Source organism: Paraliomyxa miuraensis (assembly GCF_026337845.1).
GTDB classification, from domain to species: Bacteria; Myxococcota_A; Polyangia; order Nannocystales; family Nannocystaceae; genus Paraliomyxa; species Paraliomyxa miuraensis.
The window spans coordinates 573,948-598,288 of the sequence record NZ_JAOVZF010000163.1; the positions used below are offsets into that span (position 1 = coordinate 573,948).

The following is a 24,341-nucleotide window of genomic DNA, read 5'->3' on the forward strand; positions in this document are numbered from 1 at the left end:
AACGGACATGAGTGATGAACGAGAAGACACGACGACCTATGCCGTCGTAGTGAACCACGAAGAGCAATACTCGATCTGGCCGGCAGACCGCGAGCTTCCGCACGGCTGGACCGCGGTGGGTGTCACGGGGCCCAAGGCGAACTGCCTTGCGCACATCGAAGAGGTATGGACGGACATGCGCCCGCTGAGCCTCCGCAAGCACATGGAGGAGCAGGCCGGGAAGTAGGGAGTCCGCTCGACCTTCGTTTCCCCGCGGAATGAAGCACGACGCCTTGCCCCCGCGCCTCGCCGCGGGACATGCTCGACCGGTGCACACTCGCGGCATCGTCGTCCTGAGCGCCTGGCTCCTGCTCCCCGCCTGCAAGGACGACCCGCCCCCCGCGACCAGCGAGTCCGAGGGTGCGGGCACCACGACCGCGTCGGCCTCGTCGGCCCCGTCGACCAGCGCCGACGCCAGCACCGGGCCCTCCGCTTCATCGGATGGAGCCGACACCACCGCGGCCACGCCGGGCTGCGGCACCGACTCGGCGGCAGCGCTCGCCCGCTGCGTGGACACCCAGGCCATCGAGGCCGACGTGACCTTCATCGCCGAGATCCGCACTCCGGGCACCCCCCACTGGCTCGCGGTGCAGGAGCTGTGTGCCGACCGCCTCACCATGCTCGGCTTCACCGTCGAGCTGCACGAGTACGGCACCGGCATCAACGTCATCGGGCGCCTGCCGGGCTCCACGAACCCCGACGAGGTCGTGCTGATCGGCGCCCACTACGACCACGTGGCCGACTGCCTGGGGGCCGACGACAACGCCAGCGGCGTGGGCGGTGCGCTCGAGGCCGCCCGCGTGCTCGCCACCGCCGACGACCGCCCGCGCACCCTCGCGGTCGCGTGCTGGGACGAAGAGGAGCTCGGCCTGGTCGGGTCCGAGGCGTGGGTCGATGGCGGGCAGGCACCCGGCGAGACCATCGTCGCCTACTTCAACTACGACATGATCGGCTACGCCACCAACACCCCCGACACGCAGGAGATCCCGTTCGGCTTCGACGCGGTGTTCCCCGAGCAGTACATGCAGGTGGAGGCCAACGAGTTCCGCGGCGACTTCATCCTCAACGTGGCCGACGACCTCGCGACCGCGCCGGCCCAGGCCTTCGACGCCCACGCCGCCTCGCTGGGGCTGACCTCGATCTCGGTGGTGCTCGACGCGGCGTCCAAGAACAGCGACCTGTTCTCCGACCTGCGCCGCTCCGATCACGCGCCGTTCTGGTTCGTCGACATCCCGGCGCTCTTCCTCACCGACACCGCCAACTTCCGCAACCCCGCCTATCACTGCGCGAGCGGGCAGGACGACCTGGTGGCCTTCGACTTCGCGGCCCTGGTGGTCGGTGCCACCGTGGGCGCCGCGGCCGAGACCCTGGGTGTGCCGCCCTGAGCCTCAGCCCACGTCGAGCGAGGCGATCGCGGCCTCGACCGACTTGGCCTTGGGCTCGAACAGCTCGGTGTCACCCCCGGCCTCCACGATCACCACCCTGCGACCGGTGACGAACACCGTGACCCAGAAGGCCAGGATGCGCCCGCCCGACTCCACCTCGTAGCGGATCTGGCGACCCGAGCGACCGTTGGCCGAGGTCACGTCGCGGAGGGTCTTGGCCTCGTAGCCGGCCCGACGCAGCTTGACGTCGACGGCCGAGGACCAGAAGTCGAGGTCGCCCTTGGGGTCGTTCTTCTCGGTGCGCACCGCGAGCACCACCCCCTCACCATCGCTGGCGCGGTAGTCGTAGGTGTCGTCGTCGTGGGTGGCAAAGCCCGAGGGGGTCTGCAGGCGAGCGGTGCTGCAGCCGCCGAGCACGAGGGCCGCGAGGATGAAGGCAGGGATCGAGCGTCGCATGGTCATGGTTCCTTTCGAACAACGGGGATTCGTCGAGCAGTGGAAGCTCAGCGCAGGCTCAGCAGGTGGTTGACGTCGACCTCGTCGATCCATCCCACGGAGGTACCGAGCACGCGGGCGGGAGGGGGCGGCGGAGGCGGGAGGATCTCCTCGTCCTTGCGATCGTCCTCGACCACCACCAGCTCGCGCGGGAGCTCGGAGAAGTTCATGGTCACGGTCGAGAACGCCGCCTGCGAGCCCAGGTAGCGCAGCTGGCCCTCGATGGCGTCGATCTCGGCGCTGATGCGCTCGAGCTCCTTCTCGACCACGAGGATCTCGCTCAGATCCTTGGCCTGGCTCATGAGCTTTTGGATCCGGCTGCGCGTGGCCTGCAGGTTCTCGAGCCGCACCTTCAAGTCGTGGAACTGCTCGGACACGTCCACCGTCTGGACACTGCGCGACTTGACCTCGCCCAGGCCCTCGAGGCCCCGCATGAGCCGGCGAAAGCGGCGCGAGGGCACCCGCAGCACGAGCGACGTGTCGGTCTGCTGCGAGATGTAGCCACCGGCCTTGACCGCTTGGTCCACCGCGGCGTCGATGCTGGCGGGGATCGAGTCGGGCTGCACGGCCACGTGGAGCGACCCGTTGAAGATCAGCATCTGGTCGACGGAGTCATCACCGGTGGTGGGCATGTCGTCGGCCACCGCCCGCTGGCCCCCACCATCGCTCGCCACCGCCGTGCCGACCTCGGCCCCGACGGGCTGGCTGGGCGGGAGCGCGCCCATCACCGCCGCGGGCATCACCGCCCCCGGTCCAGGGCTGACGCTCGGGCTCGCTCCCTGGGCGACGGGCCCGTCGCTCTGCATCTCGGGGGCCATCATCTCGGGGCTGGCCTCCATGGCCATGTCGTAGCCGGGGTCATGGCCGGGATAGCCACCGTCGTAGGCCGGCGCCATGCTGGACTTCGAGGCACAGCCGAGGCCCAGCGCCAACAGGGCCAGCGAGATCGAGGAACGAGCGGGAATTCTCATGGGTAGGCTCCGTGGTTTCGCGGCCCCGAACGCCAGCCGCCACGGAGACCTTTCACCCCTGTCTTCGGGCGCGCAGCAGCAGGCTCAGCGCGCACATTCCCGCCATGATCACGGCACGGCCCATCTCGAGGCCCACCGTGCGCTGCAACCACAACCAGGCGGCGACCGTGACGATGAGCACGGCCCCCGAGCGCACGTACCAGCGAAACGAGGCCGACCGCCCCGCGGCCCGCTCGGAGGCCGAGTGCTGGACCACGTAGAGCGCGCTCACGACCGCGAACAGCAGCAGGGGCAGCGAGGCCACCGCGTCGCCGTGGCGCCAGATCATCCATGCCATCAAGAGCAGCTGGCTGTGCATCATGGTCACCGGACCACGCACGAGCCGGGCCGCGGTCGCGTCGTCGCGCGTCCACACCCCGGCTGCAATCGCCAACCCGAACAGGAACGGCGATCCGAAGCCCACCACCATCACCACGCCGGCCACCAACCCCTGGCCGAAGGCGTCGATCGCCACCTGCACGAACGTGCGTCCGGCCGGGGTCAGCGGGAAGAACGCGCAGGCGAACAACGAGAGGCCAAGCACGGCGGTGCTGCGAGGCAGCGAGAGCGTGGCCGGGGCGGCGGGTTCGGACATCGTGCCCACGGTACCACGAGCGCTGCCATGGTCCGCGTGGACGAGGTCGCCCGGGTCATCGAGCGAGGTGTCGGGCGAGCCAGGCCTCGACCTCCGCGAGCGCCTCGCCTGCGGTGTCGCCGAGCTCGGCGTAGTCGTCCCGGGCCTGCTCGGCGAGCGCGTGGGCGCGAGCGCGTTGGGTCCGGTCGCTCCACAGCGCGCGGGCCAGCGCGAAGCGGGCCTCTGCGAACGCCTCGGCTGCAATTTCGTCGATCTGGCGAAACGCGAGGATGCGCTCGGCGTGGAGCCTTGCGGTGTCGAAGTCCTCCCGCAGGAGCGCCACCCTGGTCAGACCCAGCAGCGGAGAGATCACGTGGGGATGATCGGGCCCCAGCGCCTTCTCGAACCCGCGCAGTGATCGCTCGTAGTAGTGCCGGGCCTGCTCGCGATCTCCCTGGGACTCGAGCACTCGCGCGAGGTTGTTCGAGTCGATCGCCACGCCGGGATGGTCGGGGCCCAGCGCGTTCTCCCGGATCCGCATCGCTCGCTCGAGATGGCGCGCGGCCACTTCGTACTGCCCCTCGTCATGGCGCCGCGCGCCCAGGCTGCCCAGGATGTCGGCCACCTGGGGATGGTCGGGGCCCAGCGCGTCCTCCGAGACTCGCAAGGCTCGCTCGAGGTGCAGCCGGGCCTGCTCGCGTTCTTCCGGGCCGTGGAGGACGTGCGTCAGGTTCATCAGGTCGAGGGCCACCGCGGGATGGTCGGGTCCCAGTGCCTGCTCGTTGATCCGCAGCGCACGCTCGAGGTGGAGCCTGGCCTCCGCTTGCTTGCCCTGACCGCCCAGCACGAAGCCCAAGTTGGTCAAGACCTTGGCCACCTCGGGGTGGTCGGGTCCCAGTGCCTGCTCGTTGATCCGCAGCGCACGCTCGAAGCAGGGCGTGGCTCGCTCGTGCTCCGCCCGCGCGTGGAGCACGGTCCCCAGGTTCATCAGGGCCATGGCCACGTGGGGATGGTCGGGACCCAGCGCCTGCTCGAAGATCTGCAGCGCTCGCTCGAAGTGGAGCTCGGCTCGTTCGTAGTCACCCTGGCTGCGGAGCACGGTGGCCAGGTTGCTCAGGCTCCCTGCCACCTCGGGATGCTCGGGTCCCAGCGTCTCCTCTTCGAGCTGCAAGACCTGCTCGAAGTCGTGCCGGGCTTGCTCGTACTCTCCCCGCGAGCTCGACACCACGGCCAGGTTGCTCAGGCACCGAGCGAGATCCATGGCGTCTCCGCTGCGCTCGGCGTAGGCCAGGGCCGTGCGGCCCCATGTGCGCCCTTCGGCGTGCCGAGCCCGATCGAGGCCCACCACGGTCACGAGCCCCAAGGCTGCTCCGATCGCCACCTCGTCGTGTCGATGCTCCACCGCCAGCGCGTGCGCATCGAGCAGGTCCTGCTCCGCCTCGGCGTACCGGCCAACGTCCTCGCGCAACGTGCCCCGCAGGGCCTTGGCCTCGGCAACGAGCGGCCCGTATCCGAGCGCCTCGGCGCGCTCGACCAGCGGCTCCACCCGCTCGAGGGCCGAGGCATGGAGGCCGGCCTTCCGCGCGGCCTCGTAGTCATCGAGCTCGATCCGCATCGCCTCCACGGCTCGCGCAACCGCGGGATCTTCGGGCGGGGAGACCTCGGCCCGCAGCGCGTCGAGGTCGTCGCAGCGGTCGAATCGCGGCAGCCCGCCGACCAGGTCCACCGCGTGCGCCACCACGGTGACATCGACCGTGGCCAGCACCTCCACCGCCGCGCGCAGGGCCTGCTTGCGCTCGAGCATGCAGCCGCGGCGCAGAGCGAGCACATCCGCGTCGTGCTCGGGCCGCGTGCGCGTCGACTCGCACACGTCGGTGTACTTGGCAGCCCAGGCCTCGGCATAGTCGTCGAGCCGCAGCGCCACGCGATCCCAGGTGCCCGGTGCATACGAGAGCCCGGTGCCCAGGATCGCCGCCCCGACCTCCTGTCGGCGCTCGTCGTCCCATACCCCGCGGAGCTCGAGCCGGGCTCCGGTGCAGCGCTCGCCCCATGACGGCTCCGGCAGCAGCCCGAGAACCGCCGCGGTCGTCATGAGCCCCGCCCCGACCGTGAGCACCATCCACCACCGTCGGCGAGGGGCTACCACCTCGCGCAGCGCTGCGAGCAACGCATCCATCGACGACCATCGCTGCTCGGGGTCGGCCGCCAGCCCACGCAGCAGCACCTGGCGCAGCGCCAGCGGGACCTCGTGCCCCCTGGGCGCCGGTCGGACGACGGCGCGGCGCATCGCCACCATCGAGGCACCCATCGAGGCGCCCACGTACGGGCGCTCGCCGTAGACGGCCTCGTAGAGTGACACGCAGAAGCTGAACTGGTCGCTGCGCGCATCGACCGGCCGTCCCTGCATCTGCTCGAGCGGCATGTAGGCCGGCGTGCCCAGCACCGTGCCGGTCCTGGTGATCGACTCGTCGAGCACCGCGGCCCCAGGCTCGAGCCGCGGCTCGCACGCGACTGGATCCGATGGCTCGTGCTCGCTCGAAGCACTCTCATCGCCCTCGGACCGCCGCGCCAGCCCGAAGTCGAGCACGCGCGGTCGGCCCTCGTCGTCGATGATCGCATTGCTCGGCTTGAAGTCGCGGTGCACGAGCCCCTGCTCGTGAGCCGCCGCGAGGCCGGCACCGATCTGCACGAACAGCTCCACACAGGCACGCCAGCCCGGCGGCGGCACCTGTGCCATCCACTGCGCGAGCGTCCGCCCCCGCACCAGCTCCATCACCACGAACGTCTGCCCCTCGAGCTCCCCCACCTCGTACACCTGCACCACATTGGGATGCGAGAGCTTGGCCAGCGCCTGTGCCTCTCGCCTCAGGCGCACCGTGTGGTGTGGGTCGAGCTCACGACGCAGCACCTTGATCGCCACCTGCCGATCGAGCTCGCGATCGTGGGCTCGCAGCACCGCCCCCATGCCTCCCTCGCCCAGAGTCCCCAGCACCTCGTAGCGCCCGTTGGGCCCTGCCCTCGACGACTGGTCGGCATTGGAGCGCCCGATCATCGCTTCCACGATACCCGCCCGCGAAGCATACTGCCGGCAATGGAGCCGCCGACTCCGATCCACGAGACCCTGCCCGCCGTGCGCGAGGCCGACCACCGTGCCCTTCGCTGGCAGCTCGTACGCGACCTCGCGGTGTTCCAAGCCAAGCTGTTCGTCGACGGGGTCAAGGACCTGGTGCTCGCCCCCGTGTCGCTGGTGGCGGCGGTCGTCGGAATGGTGGCCGATCGCAACGACCCCGGCCGCGCGTTCCGTGGCGTGCTGCAGCTCGGTCATGCCTTCGATCGCTGGGTGAACCTGTTCGGTCGGTCCGAACCCGACTGGTCCCGATCCCAACCCGAGCTTCCGCCCGCACCCGGCTCCGCGACGTCGACCGCCACACCCGCCGCATCGACGCCGGGCCTCGATGCCTACGTCGCACGGGTCGAGCAGGTGCTCGTGGAGCAGTATCGAAGGGGTGGGCTCACGGCCAAGGCCAAGGACGCCATCGACCAGGCCATCGACTCGCTCCACCGCAGCGGCTCACCGCCTCGCTGACCGCCATCGCGAGCCACCGTAACTCGTCCCCGCCGAGCGCACCGGGCGCGCATCGTCGAAGAACCCAAGGATCTCAACGAGTTCGGGCTCGAAGGATCTTTTCTTCGAATCCGCTCGGAAAAGCTCGGAGAGCTGGTGTCGAACTCGATGCCCGACGGCAAAAGGTCGGGAGCCTGGCCGACCGAGGTTGGATGCGGAAGGGGGGGATCCCCGATCGGCCAGGCTACACGCGACGCCTGTTCGTATAGCAAACCCGGCTGGGGTGCGGTAGAGACGGGCCGTGCTCGAGGCCGGGGTTCGGGCCAAGCGAACGCGAACGCCAATCGCAGGGGCGTTGGGCGGGTTGGCGAGGAATTGCACGCCGATCCGATCGACCCTCGGTTCGGCCTTGGCGGGTCGCGCGCAGGATCGGCGCCGCGTCCGACGGTGGACACGAAAGGGCCGCGTTGGATGCGATTGATGATCGCCCCGACAGCGGCGTGGCTGCTCGCGCCGCACCTGGCGATGGCCGCACCTCAGACCGGTCGGACCGTCGATCCCTCCGTCGACCCGGGGGAGCGCACCTACCGAGCGATTCGTACGCACGAGGCGATGCAGATCGATGGCCGCGCGACCGAGGACACCTGGCGTGCGGCTCCCAAGGACGATCGCTTCCTCGAGCGAACCCCCGAGGTCGGCGGCGTGCCCCCGGTTCGCACCACGCTGCAGGTCGCCTACGACGATCAGTTCCTCTACGTGCTCATCGACTGCGAGTCGGAGCCGGGCGACGTGATCGTGCGAACGCTGAGGCGCGACAACCCCGGCATCTTCTCGGACGACACCGTCTACGTGAAGCTCGATGCGTTCCACAACCATCGCGATGCGGTGAGCCTGGGGGTCAACGCCGAGGGGGCGCAGATCGACGCCCTGGGGCTGAGCGACGGGGCGCAGTTCCTCACCGAGTGGGATGCCGTGTGGACGGCCGAGGCCGAGCGTCGCCACGACGGCTACACCGTCGAGTACAAGATTCCGTTTGCGATCCTCGGGATCAAGAGCGCCCGCGAGCAGACCATCGGCCTCGACATCTCGCGCGACCACCCGTCGCGCAACGCCACCTACGACTGGCGGATCTTCGTGCCCCCGCGCTCGCCGATGGCCGCGAGCCAGTTCGGCCACCTCGAGGGGCTGCGCGACATCCGGGCCCAGCGTGCGATCGAGTACACGCCGTACACGCTGATGCGCACCAACTTCCAGCCCACGTTCACGGTGGATCCACGGCGCCGCCCCAACCTCGCCAGCGGCGGCGACGTGCGGGTGCAGGTGGGCAGCAGCTCCTACGTGGAGGCGAGCCTCCTCACCGACTTCGCCCAGGTCGAGGCCGACGAGGTCCAGGTGGCCCGCGACCGCTTCCCTTTGTTCTTCCCCGAGCGCCGCCCGTTCTTCATCAACGGGCTCGAGGTGTTCGACTTCGGGCGACCCCGTGAGGCGCAGCTGTTCTTCTCGCGACGCGTGGGCCTGGTCGACGGCCAGCCCGTGCCCGTGCTCGGAGGCGCCAAGGTCTACGGGCGCTCGGGTCCGGTGAGCTACGGCGTGCTGCAGCTGCAGACCCTGGGCGCACCTCAGGATCCCTCGCGAGGGCTGTCGCGAGCCGACCCCGACAACGTGACGGTGGCGCGCATGCGCGTGCAGACCACCCGCACGCTGAGCGTGGGCCTGATGGCGCTGGGGCAGCACCGCTTTGGCCAGGAGCACGGCGACCACGCGGCGGGTGGCGTGGATGCCCAGCTCATCGGGCTCGACGGCAAGCTCCAGGGCTACGGGTTCGTGGCCGGCACGCTGGGGCAGAGTCCGGCGCAGGGTCCCGTGCTCGACGACGACGGAGCCCTGCTCACCGGTTCGCGGCCGCCCGACACCCGGCTGGGCAGCAGCGCCTACGCCCAGCTCGCGTACCAGGGGCTCTACGTTCGACCGTCGCTCTTGTGGCTGTGGAGCGACCGCGACTTCGACCCGCGGCTCGGCTTCTACCGGCGGCCGGCCAGCGCGAGGCAGGAGGCCTCGCTGTCGTTCGTGCCCCGACCGCGGATCTGGGGCCTGCGCGAGGTGAGCTTCGGCCCCAGCTACAGCGTGGAGACCGACTCGCGCTACACCGAGCGGCTCGGTCGCAGCGGCGGCAGCCGGGTGAGCGCTTCGTGGCGCAACGGCGCGGGCATCGACTATGGCGCCTCGCACTTCATCGACGTGGTGCAGGCGCCGTTCGAGCTCTACCAGCACGAGGTCGAGGCGCGGCGCTACAGCGGCTTTCGCCACGCCGTGGGCGCCAGCAGCCCCGACCGCCGCGCCCTGCAGGTGGGCGTGGGCTACGAGTGGGTCGAGCTGTTCGGCGGCGTGGCGCACCTGCCCTCGGCCGACCTGACCGCGCGCCTGGGCAAGCACTTCACCGCGGCCGGCAGCTATACGCACGTGGTCGGGCACCTCGCCGACGAGGGCGAGGACTTCGACTTCGGCTACGCCAACGCCAACCTCGACGTGGCGATCACCCGCAACCTGGCGTTCGACAACCGGGGGCGGCTCGATCTGTCGCCCGGGCGCGAGCGCGTGGGCGTGCAATCGCGGCTGCGCTGGCGCTTCGCGCCCGGCAGCGACCTGTTCCTCGTCTACCGCAACGACCTGCCGCTCTCGGAGGCGCCGCCGGACGAGCCCGTGCGCGAGCCGTTCCACGAGCTGACGCTCAAGCTCAGCGTGTACATGCGGGCGTTCGTCGGGCGCTGAGCACGACTACTTGCTCGTGTCGGAGACGCGAACGTAGCCGCAGTACCAGCTTGGGTTGCTGCTCGTCTTGGCGAAGTACACGCAGTTGTCGTCGCCGGACGAGACGGTCACGGACGGGGCGCTACTGCTGCTGTGCAAGCGGCTCGCACTGGACTGGGGAGACACCTTGTACTCGATGCCATGGTCCGATCCGGAGTACTTGTAGAACTCGAACGTAATCGAGCTTCGACTCGTGACAGCGATCGTGGGCGCACTGCTCTTGGAGCTGGTCAGCCGAGCCCAGCTGCCACTGTCACCCTCTCGCCAGTACAGGTGAGAGGAATCATCGCATTTGACCTGAACCGTCGTACTCATCGTCGTTCTCCTCTGGTCGGATTGAATCGCATGGTTCGAGTAGAGATCATCGGGTGTTGCATGTCAGCTCGTATTGCTCGAGCCACGTGTCGATCTGCGCGACGACCTCTGCAACGCCAGCGCCCGCGAATGCCTGCTGCGACCGACAAGCCAAGCTCACCGCTTCGTGGGAAGGCCGCGCTCCCGTGTCGACGGGGGTGAGCGCCCGGGCAAGGGCCCAGCGAGCCGTGGCCGCCAGCGCCGGATCCCGAGCGAGGACCTCCCCGAGCGCGAGCACCTCTCGGAGCGGGGGCACGGCACGCTGGGGCTCCCCGGTGGCCAGCGACAGCTCACCGAGGCCGAGAAGGGGGTACGCTCGTCGGATGTCGTCGGGAGGGGTATCGAGCTCGAGGATGCGCAACGTCTGCTCGTAGAGGGGAGCGGCGTCGTCGTGCTTCCCTTGCGCCACCAGGCAGTCGGCGATGTTGCCATCGAGCATGGCCAGCTCGACGCGGTCGGGGCTGGGGCTGGATTCCCACGCGGCCCGGGTCTCTCGGTAGTAGGAGGCGGCCTCGTCCCAGCGCCCGTGAGCGCGGTGCAGGTTGCCCAGCAGCATGGCTACATCGCCCCGGATCTGCGATGGGGAGCGTTCGTCGAGGCATTCGTGGGCGGTCTTGGCCATCTCCAGCGCCTCGGCCATGTCGCCTTGCTGGAGCAGGATCGTGGCGAGCAGCACCCGAGTGCGGGCCGAGACGACGCTTCGCGGGCCCCAGAACTTCTCATGGTCGCCAAGCGAGCCCTCGAGGATGACGCGTGCCTCGCCGAGGCGCCCCTGGACGTAGTGGAGCTTGGCCAGCTTGTATCGGACCTCGACCCTCCACGCGATCCGCTCGGCTCGTACCGCGAGGGCATCGGCCTGCTCGTAGGCGGCGAGCGCGGCCTCGGGGTCCTTGCGACCGCGCTGGGCATCGCCGAGCTGGAGCAGGACCTCCAGGCGCTCATCGGGCAGCGGCTCCTCGATCGCGTCATACAGCGCCAAGGCACGGGTGTTGGCCTCGACCGACTCCTCGTGACGACCAGCGCGGAGCGCAACGAGTCCCTCCAGGGCCCAGCGCAGCGCATGGTGGCGGGGCTCGCCGTCGGGTCGAGCCAGCTTGCCGCGAATCGCGGCCAACCATGCGCTGGCCGTGGTCGTGTCCTCCTCGTCGTTCGCGACGAGGAGGAGCGCATGCAGCACATCGATGGCTCGCCCGCGATCATCGAGCTGGTCGGTCAACGCGAGCGCGGCCTCGAGATCGCTGCGCGCATCGGCAAGCCGTCGCGCTCGTCGCCGGAGCTGGCCACGGTTTCGCAAGGCATCCGCACGTAGCGAGGGCACATCGTGCAGCGCTTCGGCCCGCATCACCGCTCGATCCGCCGCTTCCATGCCGTGCTCTTCGTCACCGGTCGCGGCTGCGGCCCACGAGCGCGCAATGAGGGCCCGAATGCTCGCTCCCTCCTGAGCATGCTGGGATGGCACCTCGGAGGACGAGCGCAGCAATGCGTCCACGTCGGCGCAGGGGCTCAGCGGCGGCAGGGCACCCACGGCCTCCATCGCCTGGGCCACCGTGCGTGCATCGGCGCTCGCCAGGCGCTCCACCACGGCCTGCACGGGAGCGAGCCGCTCGTCGAGACACGTCATGCGGCGATCCAGCGCTTGCTCGCCGGCCTCGTGGCGGATCCAGGTGGCTTCGCAGGCGTCGGCCCGCGCATGCACCCATGAGCTCGCGTAGCGGTCGAGCTCGGCCTCCACCCGGGGCAAGACCCGCTGGGCATCGGTGACCTCGAACGCCTCGAAGGCCGCTCGGACCGCCCGGCGCTCGTCGTCCGTCCACGCGGGCATGACCTGCTCGCGCAGGCCATCGCAAGGCGGATCGCTGGCAGGCTGGCCGAGGAGCGACAGCACGCCGCCGAGCCCGACTGCAGCCGCGGCGGTCAGGGCTGCGGTGCGAGCACGCCGTCGTCGGGCCAGCCGCCGATCGATCCCGTCGAGCAGCACCTCCATGCTGGGGTGGCGTCGCTCACCGTCCAGCGACAGCCCGCGCCGTACCAGCTCGAACAGCCATCCCGGCACGGGTGCAAGCCCGCGCCGAGTCGGTGGGGCCGTCACCTGCTGCGCCCGCATGGTGACCAGGAGGGCCATCGCGGTGCTGCCAGCGAAGGGTCGATGGCCGTAGAGCGCCTCGAACAGCGAGACACAGAACGCGAACTGATCGCTTTGGGGAGTCGCGGGGCGGCCCAGCAGCTGCTCGGGGGCCATGTAGGCGAGCGTACCGAGCACCGTGCCCGTGCGGGTCAGGTCTTGCTCGAGCATGCGCTGCGAGCCCGAGACCCTCGCGCTCCCCGACCGGCTCGGGGACGGCTCGTCGGCGAGGGTTTGCTCGGCCTCGGTGGTCGCGCGCGAGTCCTCCGAACCCATCCCTCGCGCGAGCCCAAAGTCGAGCACCTTGACCACGCGCCGCTCGTCGAGGATGCAGTTGGATGGCTTGAAGTCACGGTGCACCAGGCCCTGGGCATGGGCGGCTGCCAGGCCTCGACCCGCCTGTCGATAGACCCCCAGCACCTCGGCCCAGGAGTGCGGGGTGCGCTGCCAGACATCGAGGGGCTGCCCGGCAATCAGCTCCATGGCCATGCAGACCCTGCCGTCGATCTGGTCCACGTCGTACACCCGCACCACGTTGGGATGCGTCAGCCGGGCCAAGGCCTGGGCTTCGCGAAGCAGGCGCTGCTCGTGCCGACCGCCGTACTGGTCGTGGAGCACCTTGAGCGCCACTTCACGATCCAGGGTCTCGTCGTGGGCTCGCAGCACGCGACCCATGCCCCCCTGGCCCAGGGTGTCGAGCACCGCGTAGCGACCGATGCGGGAGGGCTCGGAGGCCCCTCCGAACAACCGCGCCTGAACCTCGTTCTTCTGCGCTGCCATCCGAACCCGCAAGACGTCGGGAGAGGACCCGGAGTCCGACTCGGCCGCCTCGGCCTTCTCCGACCCATGGGTCGTCACCCGTGACCGGTCGAGATCAGGCATGGGAACCGGAAGGACCATCCATGGAGGTAGTGCACGCCATCGACGAGGTGTTGCATGAAAATTCTCGACGAGCCTCGGATCAACCCGACAGCTGCATCGACCTTCGTACCCGACCCAGCCACCCTTCGAGCTCGGCCAGGGTGCTCTGCCGAGTCTGGGTGCTCGCGGGCAGCTGTGCGATCATCTGCTCGAGCTGCCCACGGCCACGGTGGAGGCGCGAGCGGATGGTGGCCGGTGGCAGCGCGAGGGCCACACCGATCTCGGTGGAGCTCATCTCCTCCCAGTAGCGCATCTCGAGCGCGACTTGCGTGTCCATGGGGAGTCGCCGCAAGGCATCGAGCAGCAGCTGCTCCTGCTCGGCGAGCCCCACGATGGAGCTGGGGCTCGGCATCAAGTCGTGGATGGACGCCGACCCGAGCGCATCGATCTGGTCATTCGCCCGCTTGCGGCGGAGGTGGGCCTTGAGCACGTTGAACGCGATGCTGAAGAGGTATGCGCGAAAGCTGCCGTCCTCGCGCAGGCGGTCGCGCCCGCGCACGCAGGCCTCGAACGTCTCCTGGATGAGATCCTCGTGGCCGGCGCCGACCTTGTTGATGAAGAAGCGCGAGATGGGCTGGAAGTAGCGAGAGAACAGCTCCCGTCCTGCTTTGGCGTCACCGCCACGCCACGCCGCGAGAAGCTCGGCGTCATCGACCACACCGAGAATCCTACCTCCGTTCCGGGACGAGGGGCTACCGACCAGGCACGGCTTCACGTCGAGCCCTGCTCATGGCCGCCGGCCTCCCCCGGAGGTCCGAGGCGAGCCCCGCGGCTTCCCGGCCCGAGGGTATCATCCGGGTAGCCAAGACCATGTCGCTCTCCGAACGCTTCGAGCTCGAACGCACCCTCGGCCAGGGAACGTTCGGCACCACCCACCTCGCCAGGGAGCGCGCGACCGATCGGAAGGTGGCGATCAAGCAGCTCACCCTCCATGGCCTGCCCGAGTGGAGGCCGGTGGAGCTGTTCGAGCGCGAGGCCCGGGTGCTGCGCAGCCTCGACCACCCGGGCATCCCCGCGTTCGTCGACGCGTTCGAGGACGACGATCCCGAGCGCGGGCACGCGTTCTACATCGTGTCCGAGCACGTGGACGGACCCACGCTGCAGGCCGAGATCTCCGGCGGACGGCGCTACCGCCCCGAGCAGGCGCGCACGCTGTTTCGGCAGCTCTTGCAGACGCTCGAGTACCTGCACTCGCTGTCGCCGCGGGTGATCCACCGCGACGTCAAGCCCGGCAACGTGGTGCTGCGCAGCGACGGGAGACCCGTGCTGGTCGACTTCGGCTCGGTGCGCGACATCGCGGCGCGCCAAGCCGACGGCGGGATGACGATCGCGGGCACGGCCGGCTACATGGCCCCCGAGCAGGCCATGGGCATCGCCGACGTGCGCTCCGATCTCTACGGGGCCGCCGCCACCATGGCGCACGTGCTCACCCACGTGCACCCGTCGGATCTGCCGCGGCAGGGGCTGCGGCCCCAGCTCGGTGACCTCACCGGGGTGGACGCGACGCTGGCCTCGATCCTCGAGCGGCTGCTCGATCCGGATCCCGAGCGCCGCTTCGGCTCGGCCAAGGAGGTGCTGCGGGTGCTCGAGGGGGCCAAGGACGAACCCGCTGCGGCTGCACCCGTCACCTCGCTCGCGCATCGCGACGCCGGGCCCGAGCTCGCGCTGGCGCGGCTGACCGAGGGGCCGCGCACGGTGGGTCCCGAGATCGAGGATCGCCTCGGCTACGTGCGAGCGATGCGGGGAGCGCTGCCGCTGTCGCTCGGCACGATGCTCGGCGGCATGTCGATCGCGATCGGCTTTGCCATCGCCGGCCTGCCGGTCGTGACGGTCCCGCTGCTGTTTGCCTCGATCGGTGGCTTCTTGCTGGCCCCCTTGCCCAAGCGCAAGCAGCTCCGGCAGCTCTACGCCACCGGGGCGGTGACCAGGGGGCGCCTCATCCAGGCTCGCTCGGAGAACGGCTCGCTGTTCGTGACCTACGCCTTTCGCCACGAGGACCGCGAGTACAAGGGCTACCTGCTGACCAACGACGCGCTCATCGCCAACCGCGTGGGACCCGACACGCCGGTGTTCGTGTTCTACGATCCCAAGCGACCCAAGGACAACGCGGGGCTGTTGCCGGACGAGCTGCCCAAGGATCTGCGGGATGGGGTGGGCGAGGGGCAGCTACATGGTTGACATCAGTCGAGTCTTGGCATGGGCCCTGGCTCATGAGTTGCACTCGGTGCTCCGTGCTTAACGACCTCTACGCCGAGGCTCGTCGTAATGGCGATGTCCCTTGCTCGTGAGCGAGTGTCTCGACAGAGACATAGGCCCTGCGGAATTTACGCAAGGCGGGCCCGTAAGGAAGTGGATGCGTCGGTGTCGGGCAACGTCGCTCCAACCGCACCCTTGTACACGATACGGTATGATCATGAGGGGTCGCTGAAATGCCGAACTTGTCTGACTATCTTCATCCCGGTACGCGTCTCGGGGAAACGTACCTACGAACTGCATTTTTTGGGGAGCGGGAGGGACGGACGGGACCCATCATCGCCCCAAGCGATTCCCGCTACGTCATAGTGATCGCCGAACCGAATGGGCTTCACGGGGGACAATGGGAGGCGGGGGAAGTCGTCGACTGCGTCGGTGACAGGTGCTCGCCGCCCAGAGTCTTGAATCGGGCGAACAGAGCGGTTCGCGATCACGAAAAGGACGGCAAGCTGCTATTTGTCTGGAAGTCCCTTCGGGGGCGAAATAATGGACAGGTTCAATGCCTCGGGCAATACCGCTACAACCGCCACAGCTTCGTCTCGAGCTATGGAAAGAGTGGAGTCATACGGGTCATGTTCTTTCTTGATCCTGTGCCATCCGAGGGGGCCATCCAAGACATCACGCAAGCCACACAAGAGCTTGAACGCGCTATTGCCGAGGCGCAGAAGGAGATCACGCGCGTTGGGCCGGAGGCGATATTTGCGAAGATCCGACGGGGACGCCCCCAACAGAGAAAGGCGACGGTAACGGTATTTGACCGCGACAGCAATGTCGTTGCATTTGTGCTCCATCGGGCAGGAGGTCAGTGCGAGGGGTGTGGGCAGGAAGCCCCATTCCTTAATGGTAATGGGCAGCCATACCTTGAGGTTCACCACGTTCAACGACTGGCTGATGGCGGAGCCGACGAGCCGGAAAATGCCATCGGACTTTGTCCGACTTGCCATCGTCGCGCGCACTACTCTTGTGATCGCGAGGAGTTCACGTTGCTTCTCCAGGCAAGACTTCTGGCAATCCATGACGGATAGGGTTGCTCTGCCGTTCGACTACGCACGATACTCCATGGGAACATCAGTCCTGACTGACTCCTGCGGCAGCCGCCTCCGGCGACCCGGTCCCCGGGCGAGTGCCCCCCGGAAGCCTTGCTGGGCCATTGCATCATCCACACCATTACCGGGTACGGGAGGGTCGCCATCAGCCGACTGCGACAAAATGAGCCACCTCACCCCCCATCGTCCCAGCGCGAGGGCCGGCTGCGCAGGCTGCCGCCGATCCCTACCCGATCGCACCACTGCGCGTACGCCCGTCGCGGCGCCCCGCGCCAGCACAGGTCCTCGAGGTCCTCCGAGAGCGGCACGTCGTCCATCAGCGTGGCGAGCTTCCTGTAGAGCAGCACGTCGTCCTTGCGCTCCGCCAGCGTCGCCGCCAGCTTGGTCGCCCCGCGCACGCCCTCCCAGGCCGCCGTGTCGGCCGGGATCGCCTCGATGTGCTCGAAGCGCCCCAGCAAGGCCGTGGCCGCCTTCTCGCCGAACCCGGGCAGCCCGGGGATCCCATCGGCCGTGTCCCCCACCAGCGCCAGCCAGTCGGGAATGCTCGCCGGCCCGATCCCCCGTCGCTCGCGCAGCGCGCCCTCGTCGATGACCTTTTGGCGGATCCTGTCGACCTGCACCACCTGCTGCCCCCGCAGGCACTGCCCCAGGTCCTTGTCGGGGGTCATGATGCGCACCTGCTCGACGCGAGCGCCAAACCGCCGCGCCCCGGTGGCCAGCGCGTCGTCGGCCTCGAAGCGATCCATCGACCACACGGTCACGCCCAGCGCTCGCACGGCGTGCTCGACCTCGTCCATCTGGGCCACCAGCGCGGGGTCCATGCCGGCCCCGGTCTTGTAGCCGGCAAAGAGCTCGTTGCGAAACGACTCGATCGGATTGTCGAACGCCACCGCGAGATGCGTGCACTGCTCGGCGGCGTCCTCGAGCAGGGCGATCAGCGAAGCGACCACTCCCACCGTCGCCTTGAGATCGCGACCGTCGGGCCCGATGTGACCGGGGCGCTTGCCGTAGTGCGCCCGAAACAGCTCGAAGGTTCCGTCGACCAGGTGTAGTCGCATGCGTTGCTCCTGTCGCCTCTGCCCTACTGCGCGACCTCGCAGCGGTCACGCGGCTCGTCCTCGTTCGGTGCCACCGGCATGTCGTGCGCATGCACGTAGTCGAACCATCGCAGCGCATCGACCTCGGCCTCACCGCTGGGCAAGTTCCACTCGGGTGGCTCGCGGCTCCAGCGATCCTCGAGCGCCCGCGCCATGTCGCGCGCATCCTCGAGATAGCGCGCCCGCTCGCCGAGCACCTGCAGGTCGCTCATCGGTGCCTCGTGGTCCCCGGCGGCGAAGCTCTGCGCCGCCTCCTCGAGCGCCTCCACCGTCAGCTCGATGGGCTCGATGTCGGGGGCGGGACGCTCCACGTGGCGCCACACCCCGTCGCGCCACGAGAGCCGGTAGCGCGGCACGAACGCCTGACCGTGGTCGGCCACGAACTCGATGGCCGACAGCAGGAACTCCACGTCCTGCTCGTTGGCATAGAACGGGATCGTCACCCGCACCCAGCCCGGCTTGATGCCCTCGACCCCGCGGCGGATGAGGCTGCGAAAGCGCGTGGAGGTGGCCAGATCGATGCCCAGCAAGCGATGACCGTAGGGCCCGGCACACGAGCAGCCGGCCCGGTTCTGGATCCCGAACAGGTGATCGAGCAGCACCGACACCAGGTCGTGGTGGAGATCGCGGATGTTGAACGACAGGATCGCCAGCCGCGGCAGGTCGTGCGGGCCGAGCAGCTCGATGCGCGGGTGCTTGTGCAGGCGCTCGAGCGCGCGGCGGGCCAGGAGCACCTCGTGCTCGCGAATCCGGTGGGCCCCGATCATCTCGCGCACGAGGAACGCGGTGCCGGCCCGCACGTCGCCGATGATCGCGGGGGTCCCGGCCTCCTCGCGCTCGTCGAGGCGCTGCACGTAGTCGATCGCGTCGCGACCGGAGCCCGCGACGTAGTGCACGGTGCCGCCCCCGGGCCGCTCGGGACGCTGGCCGCGAAACAGGGCGCGGTTGGCCACCAGCAGCCCGGAGGCCTGCGGCCCGCCGACGAACTTGTGCGTGGACAGGAACAGCCCGTCGATGCGCGCCTCGGGATCGGCCGGGTGCATGTCGATCGGCACGTAGGGCCCGGCCGCGGCGTAGTCGAACACGGCGAACGCCCCGCCGCGGTGCAGCACGCGGGCGATGGCGGCCACGTCGCTGAGCACCCCGGTCACGTTGGAGGCGGCCGAGAAGCTGCCGACCTTGAGCGGCCGCTCGGCGTGCGCGGCGAGCTTGCGCCGCAGGTCCTCCACGTCGATGCGCCCGGCGGCATCGAGCTCGATCTCCACCACCTCGGCGATCGACTCCACCCACGGCAGCTCGTTGCTGTGGTGCTCGTAGGGGCCCAGGAACACCACCGGGCGCTCGTGCGAGGGGATATGCTGCGACAGGCCGTAGGTGCGCTCGAGCGGCTCGTCGATGCGAAGGCCGAGCAGCCCCACCAGCTTGTTGACGGCCGCGGTCGCGCCGGCCCCCGTGAACAGGACCACGTCGTCCTCACCGGCCCCGACCGCGCGCTTGACCACCTCGCGGGCCTTCTCGCGCAGCGCCGTGGTGATGCGCCCGGTCGAGGAGACCGCCGTGTGCGTGTTGGCATAGAACGGCCGAATGCGCTCGACCCAGCGCTCCACGAAGTGGAGGTAGCGCCCGGTGGCGGTGAGATCGGCGTAGAACATCAGCCGGCGCCCGAACGGAGTCTCCACGCACGCGCGGCGACCGACCTCGTTCTGGCGAATGAAGGCGGCGACCTCCTCGAAGCTCTTCACCCCGGCGAGCGTACCCGAAGTCAGCCAGCAGCGTGAGCCGCCCGCGGGGCGTGGGGCAGGTAGCCATCGCCCGCGCCCTCGATGCCCAGCTCGGCCCGCACGTCCGACAGGCGCTGCTCCAGCCGTTCCTCGAGGCGCAGGATGAGCAGCAGGCGGGCCTGCTTGCCCATGGCCCGGCCTCGCCGCCAGCTCCGCCACGCCTGCCGCAGGCGAAGCGGGCACATGAACGGAGCCACGAGCAGGCTCATCACCCCCGCGAGATCGAAGATGAAGCTGTAGCGCTGCGCGCCCACGAATGCCCACACGCCCGCCTCGCCGGGCCACGAGGTATCGAAGCCCGTGAGCACGTGGACCATGTCGTGGATGATCGCGTAGCGCACGGTGAACGCGTTGCGGGCGATCATCTCCGGATCGACCTGGTCGGTGGGGATGATGGGATGCAGGCGGTTGACCTCGAGGAAGCGCGCGTACTCGCGGCCGAAGGTGCCGTCGGGGAGCTCGGCCAGCGCCTCGAGATCCACGCGCGGGAAGTAGCCGCGCACGTCGCCGAGCTGGGCCTCGATCTCCGGCCGCGCGCGCGAGCGCCCCAGCTCCGCCTTGTAGACCGCCGCGTCGCCGAACCGCGCAGGGTCCTTCATCGCGGCTCGCATCTCGGAAAGCAGCTGCCAGCGGGTCATCGTCGTCATTGTCGACCTCCGGTGTGCAGGGAACGTAGCGCCTTCAATCATCGAGGGAAGGGGTCGTACGAAGATTTTTGAACTGACATGACCGAATTGGTTCAATTCGGTCAATTCTTGCGTGCCGGCTCAGGTTCCGTCGAGCGATGCGCATGATCCGCGAATTCTGGTGAGCGCCGAGCCCACGATTCGCCCGCATTTTCGTTAAACCCATCCCTTCGACCCGGCACTACCGAGCTGCGATCGCGATGGCGGTCAGCACGAAAGGCAAGGTCGACATGTTCTCCCCAGCAATCTCCTCCAGTATGCGCTCCCACGGTAAAGCCGCCCGCGCGGGCCTCGTGCTGCTGGCATCGCTGCTCTCGCTCGGAGGCTGCAGCGACATCGGCGAGCGCCCCGAGGATGCATGGGATGCCGAGCTCGACGAGGACGCCGACGGGGAGGTCGATGACGACGCCGACGAGCCCGGGGTCGACGTGGACCCGATCGCGATCACCTGCCAGCCCACGATGCACGTGTTCCCGGTGGCCGACGCCCACAACATCGGCTACGACGCGGCGTCCTGCGGCACCGGCACCTGCCAGATCTCCTGCCCCGACGCCCACGCCAACTCCGACTGGGGCGGCGACCACCACGGCATCGACGTGTTCGCCTACCACCGCGCGCCGCTGGTCGCCGTGACCGACGGGGTGATCCGCCGCGTGGGAGTGGTGAGCGCGACCTCGGGCCTGCGCGTGCGGATGAAGGACGACTGCGGCTGGGAGTACTACTACGGGCACCTCGACGAGGCCGTGGTGTCCGAGGGCCAGCACGTGGAAGCCGGGCAGCTCATCGGCTACATGGGCAAGACCGGCACCGCATCGGTGCACCTGCACTTCAACGTCTCGCCCGACGGCGACTACAGCCATGACATCGATCCGTTCCCGCTGCTCAAGGACACCAGCCCGACGGCATGCGGAGGGGAGCTGCCCCCCGAGCCGCCACCGGTGCCCCCGGCTCCGCCTCCGGCCGGGTGCGGCACGATGCTGGTCGACGAGGCCCTGTACGCCAACGAGGCGCTCACCTCGTGCGACGGCCGCTTCAACCTGGTGATGCAGGGCGACGGCAACCTGGTGCTCTATCAGGGATCGAACGCGCTGTGGCACACCCAGACGCACGGCCAGCCCGGCCACGTGGCGGTGATGCAAGGCGACGGCAACTTCGTGGTCTACACCCCGAGCCAACAGCCGCTGTGGCACGCGGGCACGCACGGCCACCCGGGCGCGTACCTGCGGCTGCAGGACGACGGCAACCTGGTGATCTACGATGGCGCCACGCCGCTTTGGTGGACCAAGGGCTGAGCCCGGTGAGGTCTAGCGACGCCTTCCGCCCCCCTCGATGCCCGTGCGGTCGCGAATGCCCGCGGCCCAGGCCTCGAGGGTCTGGCGGCTGGACTCGAGCAAGCCGGGCGAGCGCGCAAGCCGGGGCAGGAGCTCCTCGAGCTGCTGCCGAGCCTTGCGCAGGCGGCTCTTGATCGTGCCTGCGGGCAGCTCGAGGATCTCGGCCAGCTCGCGATCGGCAAGGCCCTCCCAGTAGGCCAGCTCGAGCAAGGTCTGCAGCTCGAGCGGCAGCGCCCGCAGGGCTCGCAAGAGCAGCCGCTGCTCCTCGAGCTCGGTCACGCGATCGGCGGGCGAGCGCTGGTCGACCACCACGGTGGAGGCCGACACGGTGAGCGGGTCGAACGCCTGGTGCCGCTCGCGGTAGTGCCGGTAGAGGATGTTGCGTGCGATCGCGAACAGGTACGAGCGAAAGCTCGCGCGCCCCTCGAAGCCGTCCACCGCTTCCACGCAGGCCAGGAAGGTGCGCTGGACCAGGTCGTCGGTGGACCCGGGGACCTTGTTGGAGAAGAACCGGTGCACCGACTCGAGGTGGCGCTCGATCAGGCGCTGTCCCGCGTCGGGATCACCGGACCGCCAGGCGTGCAGGAGCTCGTGGTCGTCGTTCATGGCGGAATGGCAACCGAGGGAGCCGGCGGTGGGGTGCCGCCGAGCTCGCGGATGGCCGTGCGCACGCGCTCGGCCGTGGGCACGTAGATCACACCGGCCGCATCGTAGATCCGGGCCGCCCGGTCGAGGTTCCGCAGTGCTTCCTCGCGACCCTCGGGGCCCCGGCCGGCGTGGATCATGCCCTTCATCTCGTAGCCCATGGCCACGCCGGAGTTGCCGGGTCCCAGGCGCTCGCTGAAGATCTCGATCGAGCGATCGAGGTGATGGAAGGCCTCGTCATGTCGCCCCAGCGACCCCAGCGCGCGGCCCATGTTGCCGTGGGAGCGGGCGAGATCCATGTGCTTGGGCTCGAGCTGCTCCTGCCGAAGCTCGAGCGCCTCGCGATGGTAGGTCAGCGCCTCCTCGAAGCGAGCGAGGTTGGCGAGGTACACGCCGAGGTTGTCGAGCGCAGCCGCGCGGGTGAGCGAGCGGGGGCCGTCGTGCTCGCCGAAGATCTCCGCCGCCTCGCGGGTGAGCGCCATCGCGGCCTCGAGATCCTGGTCCGACAGCTCGCGACCGAGCCAGCGCAAGAGCGTCGCGTGCTCGGCGGTCCGCGCCCGATGGTCGCGCTCGACGCTGGCGATCGCCTCGCGCAGGGTGGCGATCGCCCCGGCCTGGTCACCCTCGCGCATGGCCAGGCCCGCCACCGACAGCATGTAGGGCACGTGCTGCCGCGGGTCGAGCCCCGCGCGGCCGAACGCCGCGTCGGCGTGGTCCTTCCAGCGATGTGCGTTCTCGTATTGATCGGCCTGGTAGCCCAGGATCCCCACCTGCAAGCTGGCCGCGTGGGCGGCGATGCGCGGCAACGACTCGTCCTCGGCCAGGAAGTACGCCTCTTCGAGCACGGGGATCGCATGCTCGAAGTCGGTGGCCACGTCGAGCGCGTGCCCTCGCAGGAGCAGCGCGTCGGCGAGCGTGGGACGGTGCTCGAGCGCCCGGGCCCGCTCGAGCAGCGAGGCCGAGTGCGTCAGCGCATCCGCGACCTTGGAGGTGGCCACGAGCCCGCGCACACGCTCCGCCTCGGTCTGCAGCGCGGCGACCTCGGCCGCCTGGGCCGCCTGGGCTGGATCGGCGGGCTCGCTCCCCTCGGACGAAGACTCGAGCGCGACGTCGTCCGGCACCGGGAGCGCCGCGGGCTCGGAGCTCACGAGCACCATCGCCGCGGCCACGAACCCACCCGCCCCGACCGTCACCCCGGCGATCCATCCTCGCCGCCGCGGTCGCGAGGCCGCCACGAGCGCGGCCCGCAGCGCGTCGAGATCCGCGAAGCGCTCCTCGGGCTTGCGACGCAGCCCTCGCATCACCACCGCCTGGACCCGTCGCGGCACCCCGCGGCGATCGTCGGGCAACGAGGCCTCGTGGCGGAGCACCAGCGCCCGCAGCTCCTCGGTGGTGCTCGCGACGAACGGGCGCTGGCCGAACAGCCCCTCGTAGAGCGAGATGCACAGGCAGTACTGATCGGACAGCGGCGTGCACGTGCCCGCGAACACCTCCGGTGCCATGTAGGCCGGCGTGCCCATCACCTGACCGGTCGCGGTGAGCTGCGGCGACGCCCCCGAGGGCAGCGTGCTCCCGCTCGAGTCGTCGGCGCCTCCGATCGGCCGCGCGAGGCCGAAGTCGATCACCCGCGGCCGCCCGTCGGCCCCGATCAGCACGTTGTCGGGCTTGAAGTCGCGGTGGATGATCCCGGCGCGGTGCGCCGCCATCAGGCCCTCGGCCGCCCCGAGCGTCACGTCGATCACCTCGCGCCACGATCGCCTGCCCTCGGCGAGCCACTGCCGCAGGGTCGTGCCGTCGACCAGCTCCATCACCACGTAGAGCGAGCGTCCCTCGTCGAGCTCGCCCACCTCGAACACCTGCACGACGTTGGGGTGCGAGAGCGTGGCCAGCACCTGGGCCTCGCGGGTCACCCGGGCCGCTTCCTTGCTCGAGCGCACGCCGAGGATCTTGACCGCGACCTTGCGATCGAGCTCGGGATCCTCGGCCTCGTAGACCGTGCCGAACGCCCCCGCGCCGAGCTCGCGCCCTAGCCGGTAGCGGCCCACCGTGCGCGCGGCCAGCCCGCGGGCGGTGGCGGTCAGCCGCGCCCGCAATCCGTCGAGCGCTTCGCCGAACTCGGGGCGGCCGAGCTTCAGCTCGCGGTCGAGCGCCTCGCCATCGGAGGTGCCAAGGCCCATCGCGGTCGCCTCGACGTCGTCCTCGGTCGGCTCGGACACCTCGGAACTCTAC

The 24,341-nt window shown here is 69.6% G+C and carries 19 protein-coding genes; 7 read left to right on the top strand and 12 right to left on the bottom strand.

Annotation, left to right across the window (positions count from 1 at the left end):
* Positions 1 to 7 precede the first annotated feature (7 nt).
* Together OEB96_RS42350 and OEB96_RS42355 are read left to right on the top strand one after the other, a co-directional pair.
* A complete protein-coding gene (locus OEB96_RS42350; protein ID WP_266222654.1) occupies positions 8 to 226 on the top strand; it encodes an MbtH family protein in 219 nt (72 codons plus the stop codon).
* A gap of 82 nt (positions 227 to 308) precedes the next feature.
* Complete coding sequence (locus OEB96_RS42355; protein WP_266222655.1) at positions 309 to 1,424, top strand: M28 family metallopeptidase; 1,116 nt, start codon at positions 309 to 311, stop codon at positions 1,422 to 1,424.
* A 3-nt stretch (positions 1,425 to 1,427) separates the two neighbouring features.
* Here the strand turns inward: OEB96_RS42355 and OEB96_RS42360 are convergent, their stop codons facing one another.
* Genes OEB96_RS42360 through OEB96_RS42375 form a run of 4 tightly spaced genes read right to left on the bottom strand, consistent with a single transcriptional unit; the run spans position 1,428 to position 6,555 of the window.
* Positions 1,428 to 1,880, bottom strand: a complete 453-nt coding sequence (locus OEB96_RS42360) for a hypothetical protein (RefSeq protein WP_266222656.1) — start codon at positions 1,878 to 1,880, stop codon at positions 1,428 to 1,430.
* Between the two features lie 47 nt (positions 1,881 to 1,927).
* Positions 1,928 to 2,890 carry a DUF4349 domain-containing protein gene (locus OEB96_RS42365; RefSeq protein ID WP_266222657.1) on the bottom strand — a complete coding sequence of 321 codons (963 nt, stop codon included), beginning with the start codon at positions 2,888 to 2,890 and terminating at the stop codon, positions 1,928 to 1,930.
* A 52-nt stretch (positions 2,891 to 2,942) separates the two neighbouring features.
* The gene (locus tag OEB96_RS42370) at positions 2,943 to 3,524 is read right to left on the bottom strand and encodes a hypothetical protein (RefSeq protein ID WP_266222658.1); all 582 of its coding nucleotides are present in this window, start codon (positions 3,522 to 3,524) and stop codon (positions 2,943 to 2,945) included.
* A 55-nt stretch (positions 3,525 to 3,579) separates the two neighbouring features.
* Positions 3,580 to 6,555, bottom strand: a complete 2,976-nt coding sequence (locus tag OEB96_RS42375; protein ID WP_266222659.1) for a serine/threonine-protein kinase — start codon at positions 6,553 to 6,555, stop codon at positions 3,580 to 3,582.
* Between the two features lie 39 nt (positions 6,556 to 6,594).
* Here OEB96_RS42375 and OEB96_RS42380 point away from each other — a divergent pair, with 39 nt between their 5' ends.
* Together OEB96_RS42380 and OEB96_RS42385 are read left to right on the top strand one after the other, a co-directional pair.
* A complete protein-coding gene (locus OEB96_RS42380; RefSeq protein WP_266222660.1) occupies positions 6,595 to 7,089 on the top strand; it encodes a hypothetical protein in 495 nt (164 codons plus the stop codon).
* A gap of 459 nt (positions 7,090 to 7,548) precedes the next feature.
* The gene (locus tag OEB96_RS42385; protein WP_266222661.1) at positions 7,549 to 9,837 is read left to right on the top strand and encodes a carbohydrate binding family 9 domain-containing protein; all 2,289 of its coding nucleotides are present in this window, start codon (positions 7,549 to 7,551) and stop codon (positions 9,835 to 9,837) included.
* A gap of 6 nt (positions 9,838 to 9,843) precedes the next feature.
* Here OEB96_RS42385 and OEB96_RS42390 read toward each other — a convergent pair whose 3' ends face one another.
* From OEB96_RS42390 to OEB96_RS42400, 3 genes are all read right to left on the bottom strand, one after another.
* Positions 9,844 to 10,191, bottom strand: a complete 348-nt coding sequence (locus OEB96_RS42390) for a hypothetical protein (RefSeq protein WP_266222662.1) — start codon at positions 10,189 to 10,191, stop codon at positions 9,844 to 9,846.
* Positions 10,192 to 10,237: 46 nt separating this feature from the next.
* A complete protein-coding gene (locus OEB96_RS42395; protein ID WP_266222663.1) occupies positions 10,238 to 13,234 on the bottom strand; it encodes a serine/threonine-protein kinase in 2,997 nt (998 codons plus the stop codon).
* Positions 13,235 to 13,313: 79 nt separating this feature from the next.
* Complete coding sequence (locus OEB96_RS42400; protein ID WP_266222664.1) at positions 13,314 to 13,931, bottom strand: RNA polymerase sigma factor; 618 nt, start codon at positions 13,929 to 13,931, stop codon at positions 13,314 to 13,316.
* A gap of 152 nt (positions 13,932 to 14,083) precedes the next feature.
* On the opposite strand from OEB96_RS42400, the gene OEB96_RS42405 reads away from it, so the two are divergent.
* Together OEB96_RS42405 and OEB96_RS46780 are read left to right on the top strand one after the other, a co-directional pair.
* Positions 14,084 to 15,451: a serine/threonine protein kinase gene (locus OEB96_RS42405; protein ID WP_266222665.1), complete on the top strand. Its 1,368-nt coding sequence runs from the start codon at positions 14,084 to 14,086 to the stop codon at positions 15,449 to 15,451.
* A 647-nt stretch (positions 15,452 to 16,098) separates the two neighbouring features.
* On the top strand, positions 16,099 to 16,551 hold the full coding sequence (locus OEB96_RS46780) for an HNH endonuclease (protein ID WP_407674741.1): 453 nt from the start codon (positions 16,099 to 16,101) through the stop codon (positions 16,549 to 16,551).
* Positions 16,552 to 16,745: 194 nt separating this feature from the next.
* Here OEB96_RS46780 and OEB96_RS42415 read toward each other — a convergent pair whose 3' ends face one another.
* The 3 genes from OEB96_RS42415 to OEB96_RS42425 are packed head-to-tail and all read right to left on the bottom strand — an operon-like array spanning position 16,746 to position 20,097.
* Positions 16,746 to 17,630, bottom strand: a complete 885-nt coding sequence (locus OEB96_RS42415) for a 5'-3' exonuclease (protein ID WP_266222667.1) — start codon at positions 17,628 to 17,630, stop codon at positions 16,746 to 16,748.
* Between the two features lie 23 nt (positions 17,631 to 17,653).
* Positions 17,654 to 19,411, bottom strand: a complete 1,758-nt coding sequence (locus tag OEB96_RS42420) for an aminotransferase class V-fold PLP-dependent enzyme (protein ID WP_266222668.1) — start codon at positions 19,409 to 19,411, stop codon at positions 17,654 to 17,656.
* A 20-nt stretch (positions 19,412 to 19,431) separates the two neighbouring features.
* The gene (locus tag OEB96_RS42425) at positions 19,432 to 20,097 is read right to left on the bottom strand and encodes a Coq4 family protein (RefSeq protein WP_266222669.1); all 666 of its coding nucleotides are present in this window, start codon (positions 20,095 to 20,097) and stop codon (positions 19,432 to 19,434) included.
* Between the two features lie 332 nt (positions 20,098 to 20,429).
* Between OEB96_RS42425 and OEB96_RS42430 the strand changes: the two genes are divergently transcribed.
* Positions 20,430 to 21,428 (top strand): peptidoglycan DD-metalloendopeptidase family protein, encoded by a 999-nt coding sequence (locus OEB96_RS42430; RefSeq protein ID WP_266222670.1) that lies wholly within the window; start codon positions 20,430 to 20,432, stop codon positions 21,426 to 21,428.
* Positions 21,429 to 21,440: 12 nt separating this feature from the next.
* On the opposite strand, the gene OEB96_RS42435 is transcribed toward OEB96_RS42430, so the two are convergent.
* Positions 21,441 to 22,073 (bottom strand): RNA polymerase sigma factor, encoded by a 633-nt coding sequence (locus OEB96_RS42435; protein ID WP_266222671.1) that lies wholly within the window; start codon positions 22,071 to 22,073, stop codon positions 21,441 to 21,443.
* Positions 22,070 to 24,328, bottom strand: coding sequence for a serine/threonine-protein kinase (locus tag OEB96_RS42440; protein ID WP_266222672.1), 2,259 nt, complete (start codon positions 24,326 to 24,328; stop codon positions 22,070 to 22,072). Before OEB96_RS42440 ends, OEB96_RS42435 begins: the two co-directional genes overlap by 4 nt.
* Positions 24,329 to 24,341 lie beyond the last annotated feature (13 nt).

What these genes read in the sequence shown, in the direction of transcription:
- OEB96_RS42425 (WP_266222669.1), bottom strand. Translation starts at nt 20,097, where the DNA reads ATGACGACGATGACCCGCTGGCAGCTGCTTTCCGAGATGCGAGCCGCG.
- OEB96_RS42370 (WP_266222658.1), bottom strand. Translation starts at nt 3,524, where the DNA reads ATGTCCGAACCCGCCGCCCCGGCCACGCTCTCGCTGCCTCGCAGCACC.
- OEB96_RS42405 (WP_266222665.1), top strand. Translation starts at nt 14,084, where the DNA reads ATGTCGCTCTCCGAACGCTTCGAGCTCGAACGCACCCTCGGCCAGGGA.
- OEB96_RS42395 (WP_266222663.1), bottom strand. Translation starts at nt 13,234, where the DNA reads ATGCCTGATCTCGACCGGTCACGGGTGACGACCCATGGGTCGGAGAAG.
- OEB96_RS42415 (WP_266222667.1), bottom strand. Translation starts at nt 17,630, where the DNA reads ATGCGACTACACCTGGTCGACGGAACCTTCGAGCTGTTTCGGGCGCAC.
- OEB96_RS46780 (WP_407674741.1), top strand. Translation starts at nt 16,099, where the DNA reads ATGTTCTTTCTTGATCCTGTGCCATCCGAGGGGGCCATCCAAGACATC.
- OEB96_RS42365 (WP_266222657.1), bottom strand. Translation starts at nt 2,890, where the DNA reads ATGAGAATTCCCGCTCGTTCCTCGATCTCGCTGGCCCTGTTGGCGCTG.
- OEB96_RS42390 (WP_266222662.1), bottom strand. Translation starts at nt 10,191, where the DNA reads ATGAGTACGACGGTTCAGGTCAAATGCGATGATTCCTCTCACCTGTAC.
- OEB96_RS42350 (WP_266222654.1), top strand. Translation starts at nt 8, where the DNA reads ATGAGTGATGAACGAGAAGACACGACGACCTATGCCGTCGTAGTGAAC.
- OEB96_RS42380 (WP_266222660.1), top strand. Translation starts at nt 6,595, where the DNA reads ATGGAGCCGCCGACTCCGATCCACGAGACCCTGCCCGCCGTGCGCGAG.
- OEB96_RS42375 (WP_266222659.1), bottom strand. Translation starts at nt 6,555, where the DNA reads ATGATCGGGCGCTCCAATGCCGACCAGTCGTCGAGGGCAGGGCCCAAC.
- OEB96_RS42435 (WP_266222671.1), bottom strand. Translation starts at nt 22,073, where the DNA reads ATGAACGACGACCACGAGCTCCTGCACGCCTGGCGGTCCGGTGATCCC.
- OEB96_RS42360 (WP_266222656.1), bottom strand. Translation starts at nt 1,880, where the DNA reads ATGCGACGCTCGATCCCTGCCTTCATCCTCGCGGCCCTCGTGCTCGGC.
- OEB96_RS42385 (WP_266222661.1), top strand. Translation starts at nt 7,549, where the DNA reads ATGATCGCCCCGACAGCGGCGTGGCTGCTCGCGCCGCACCTGGCGATG.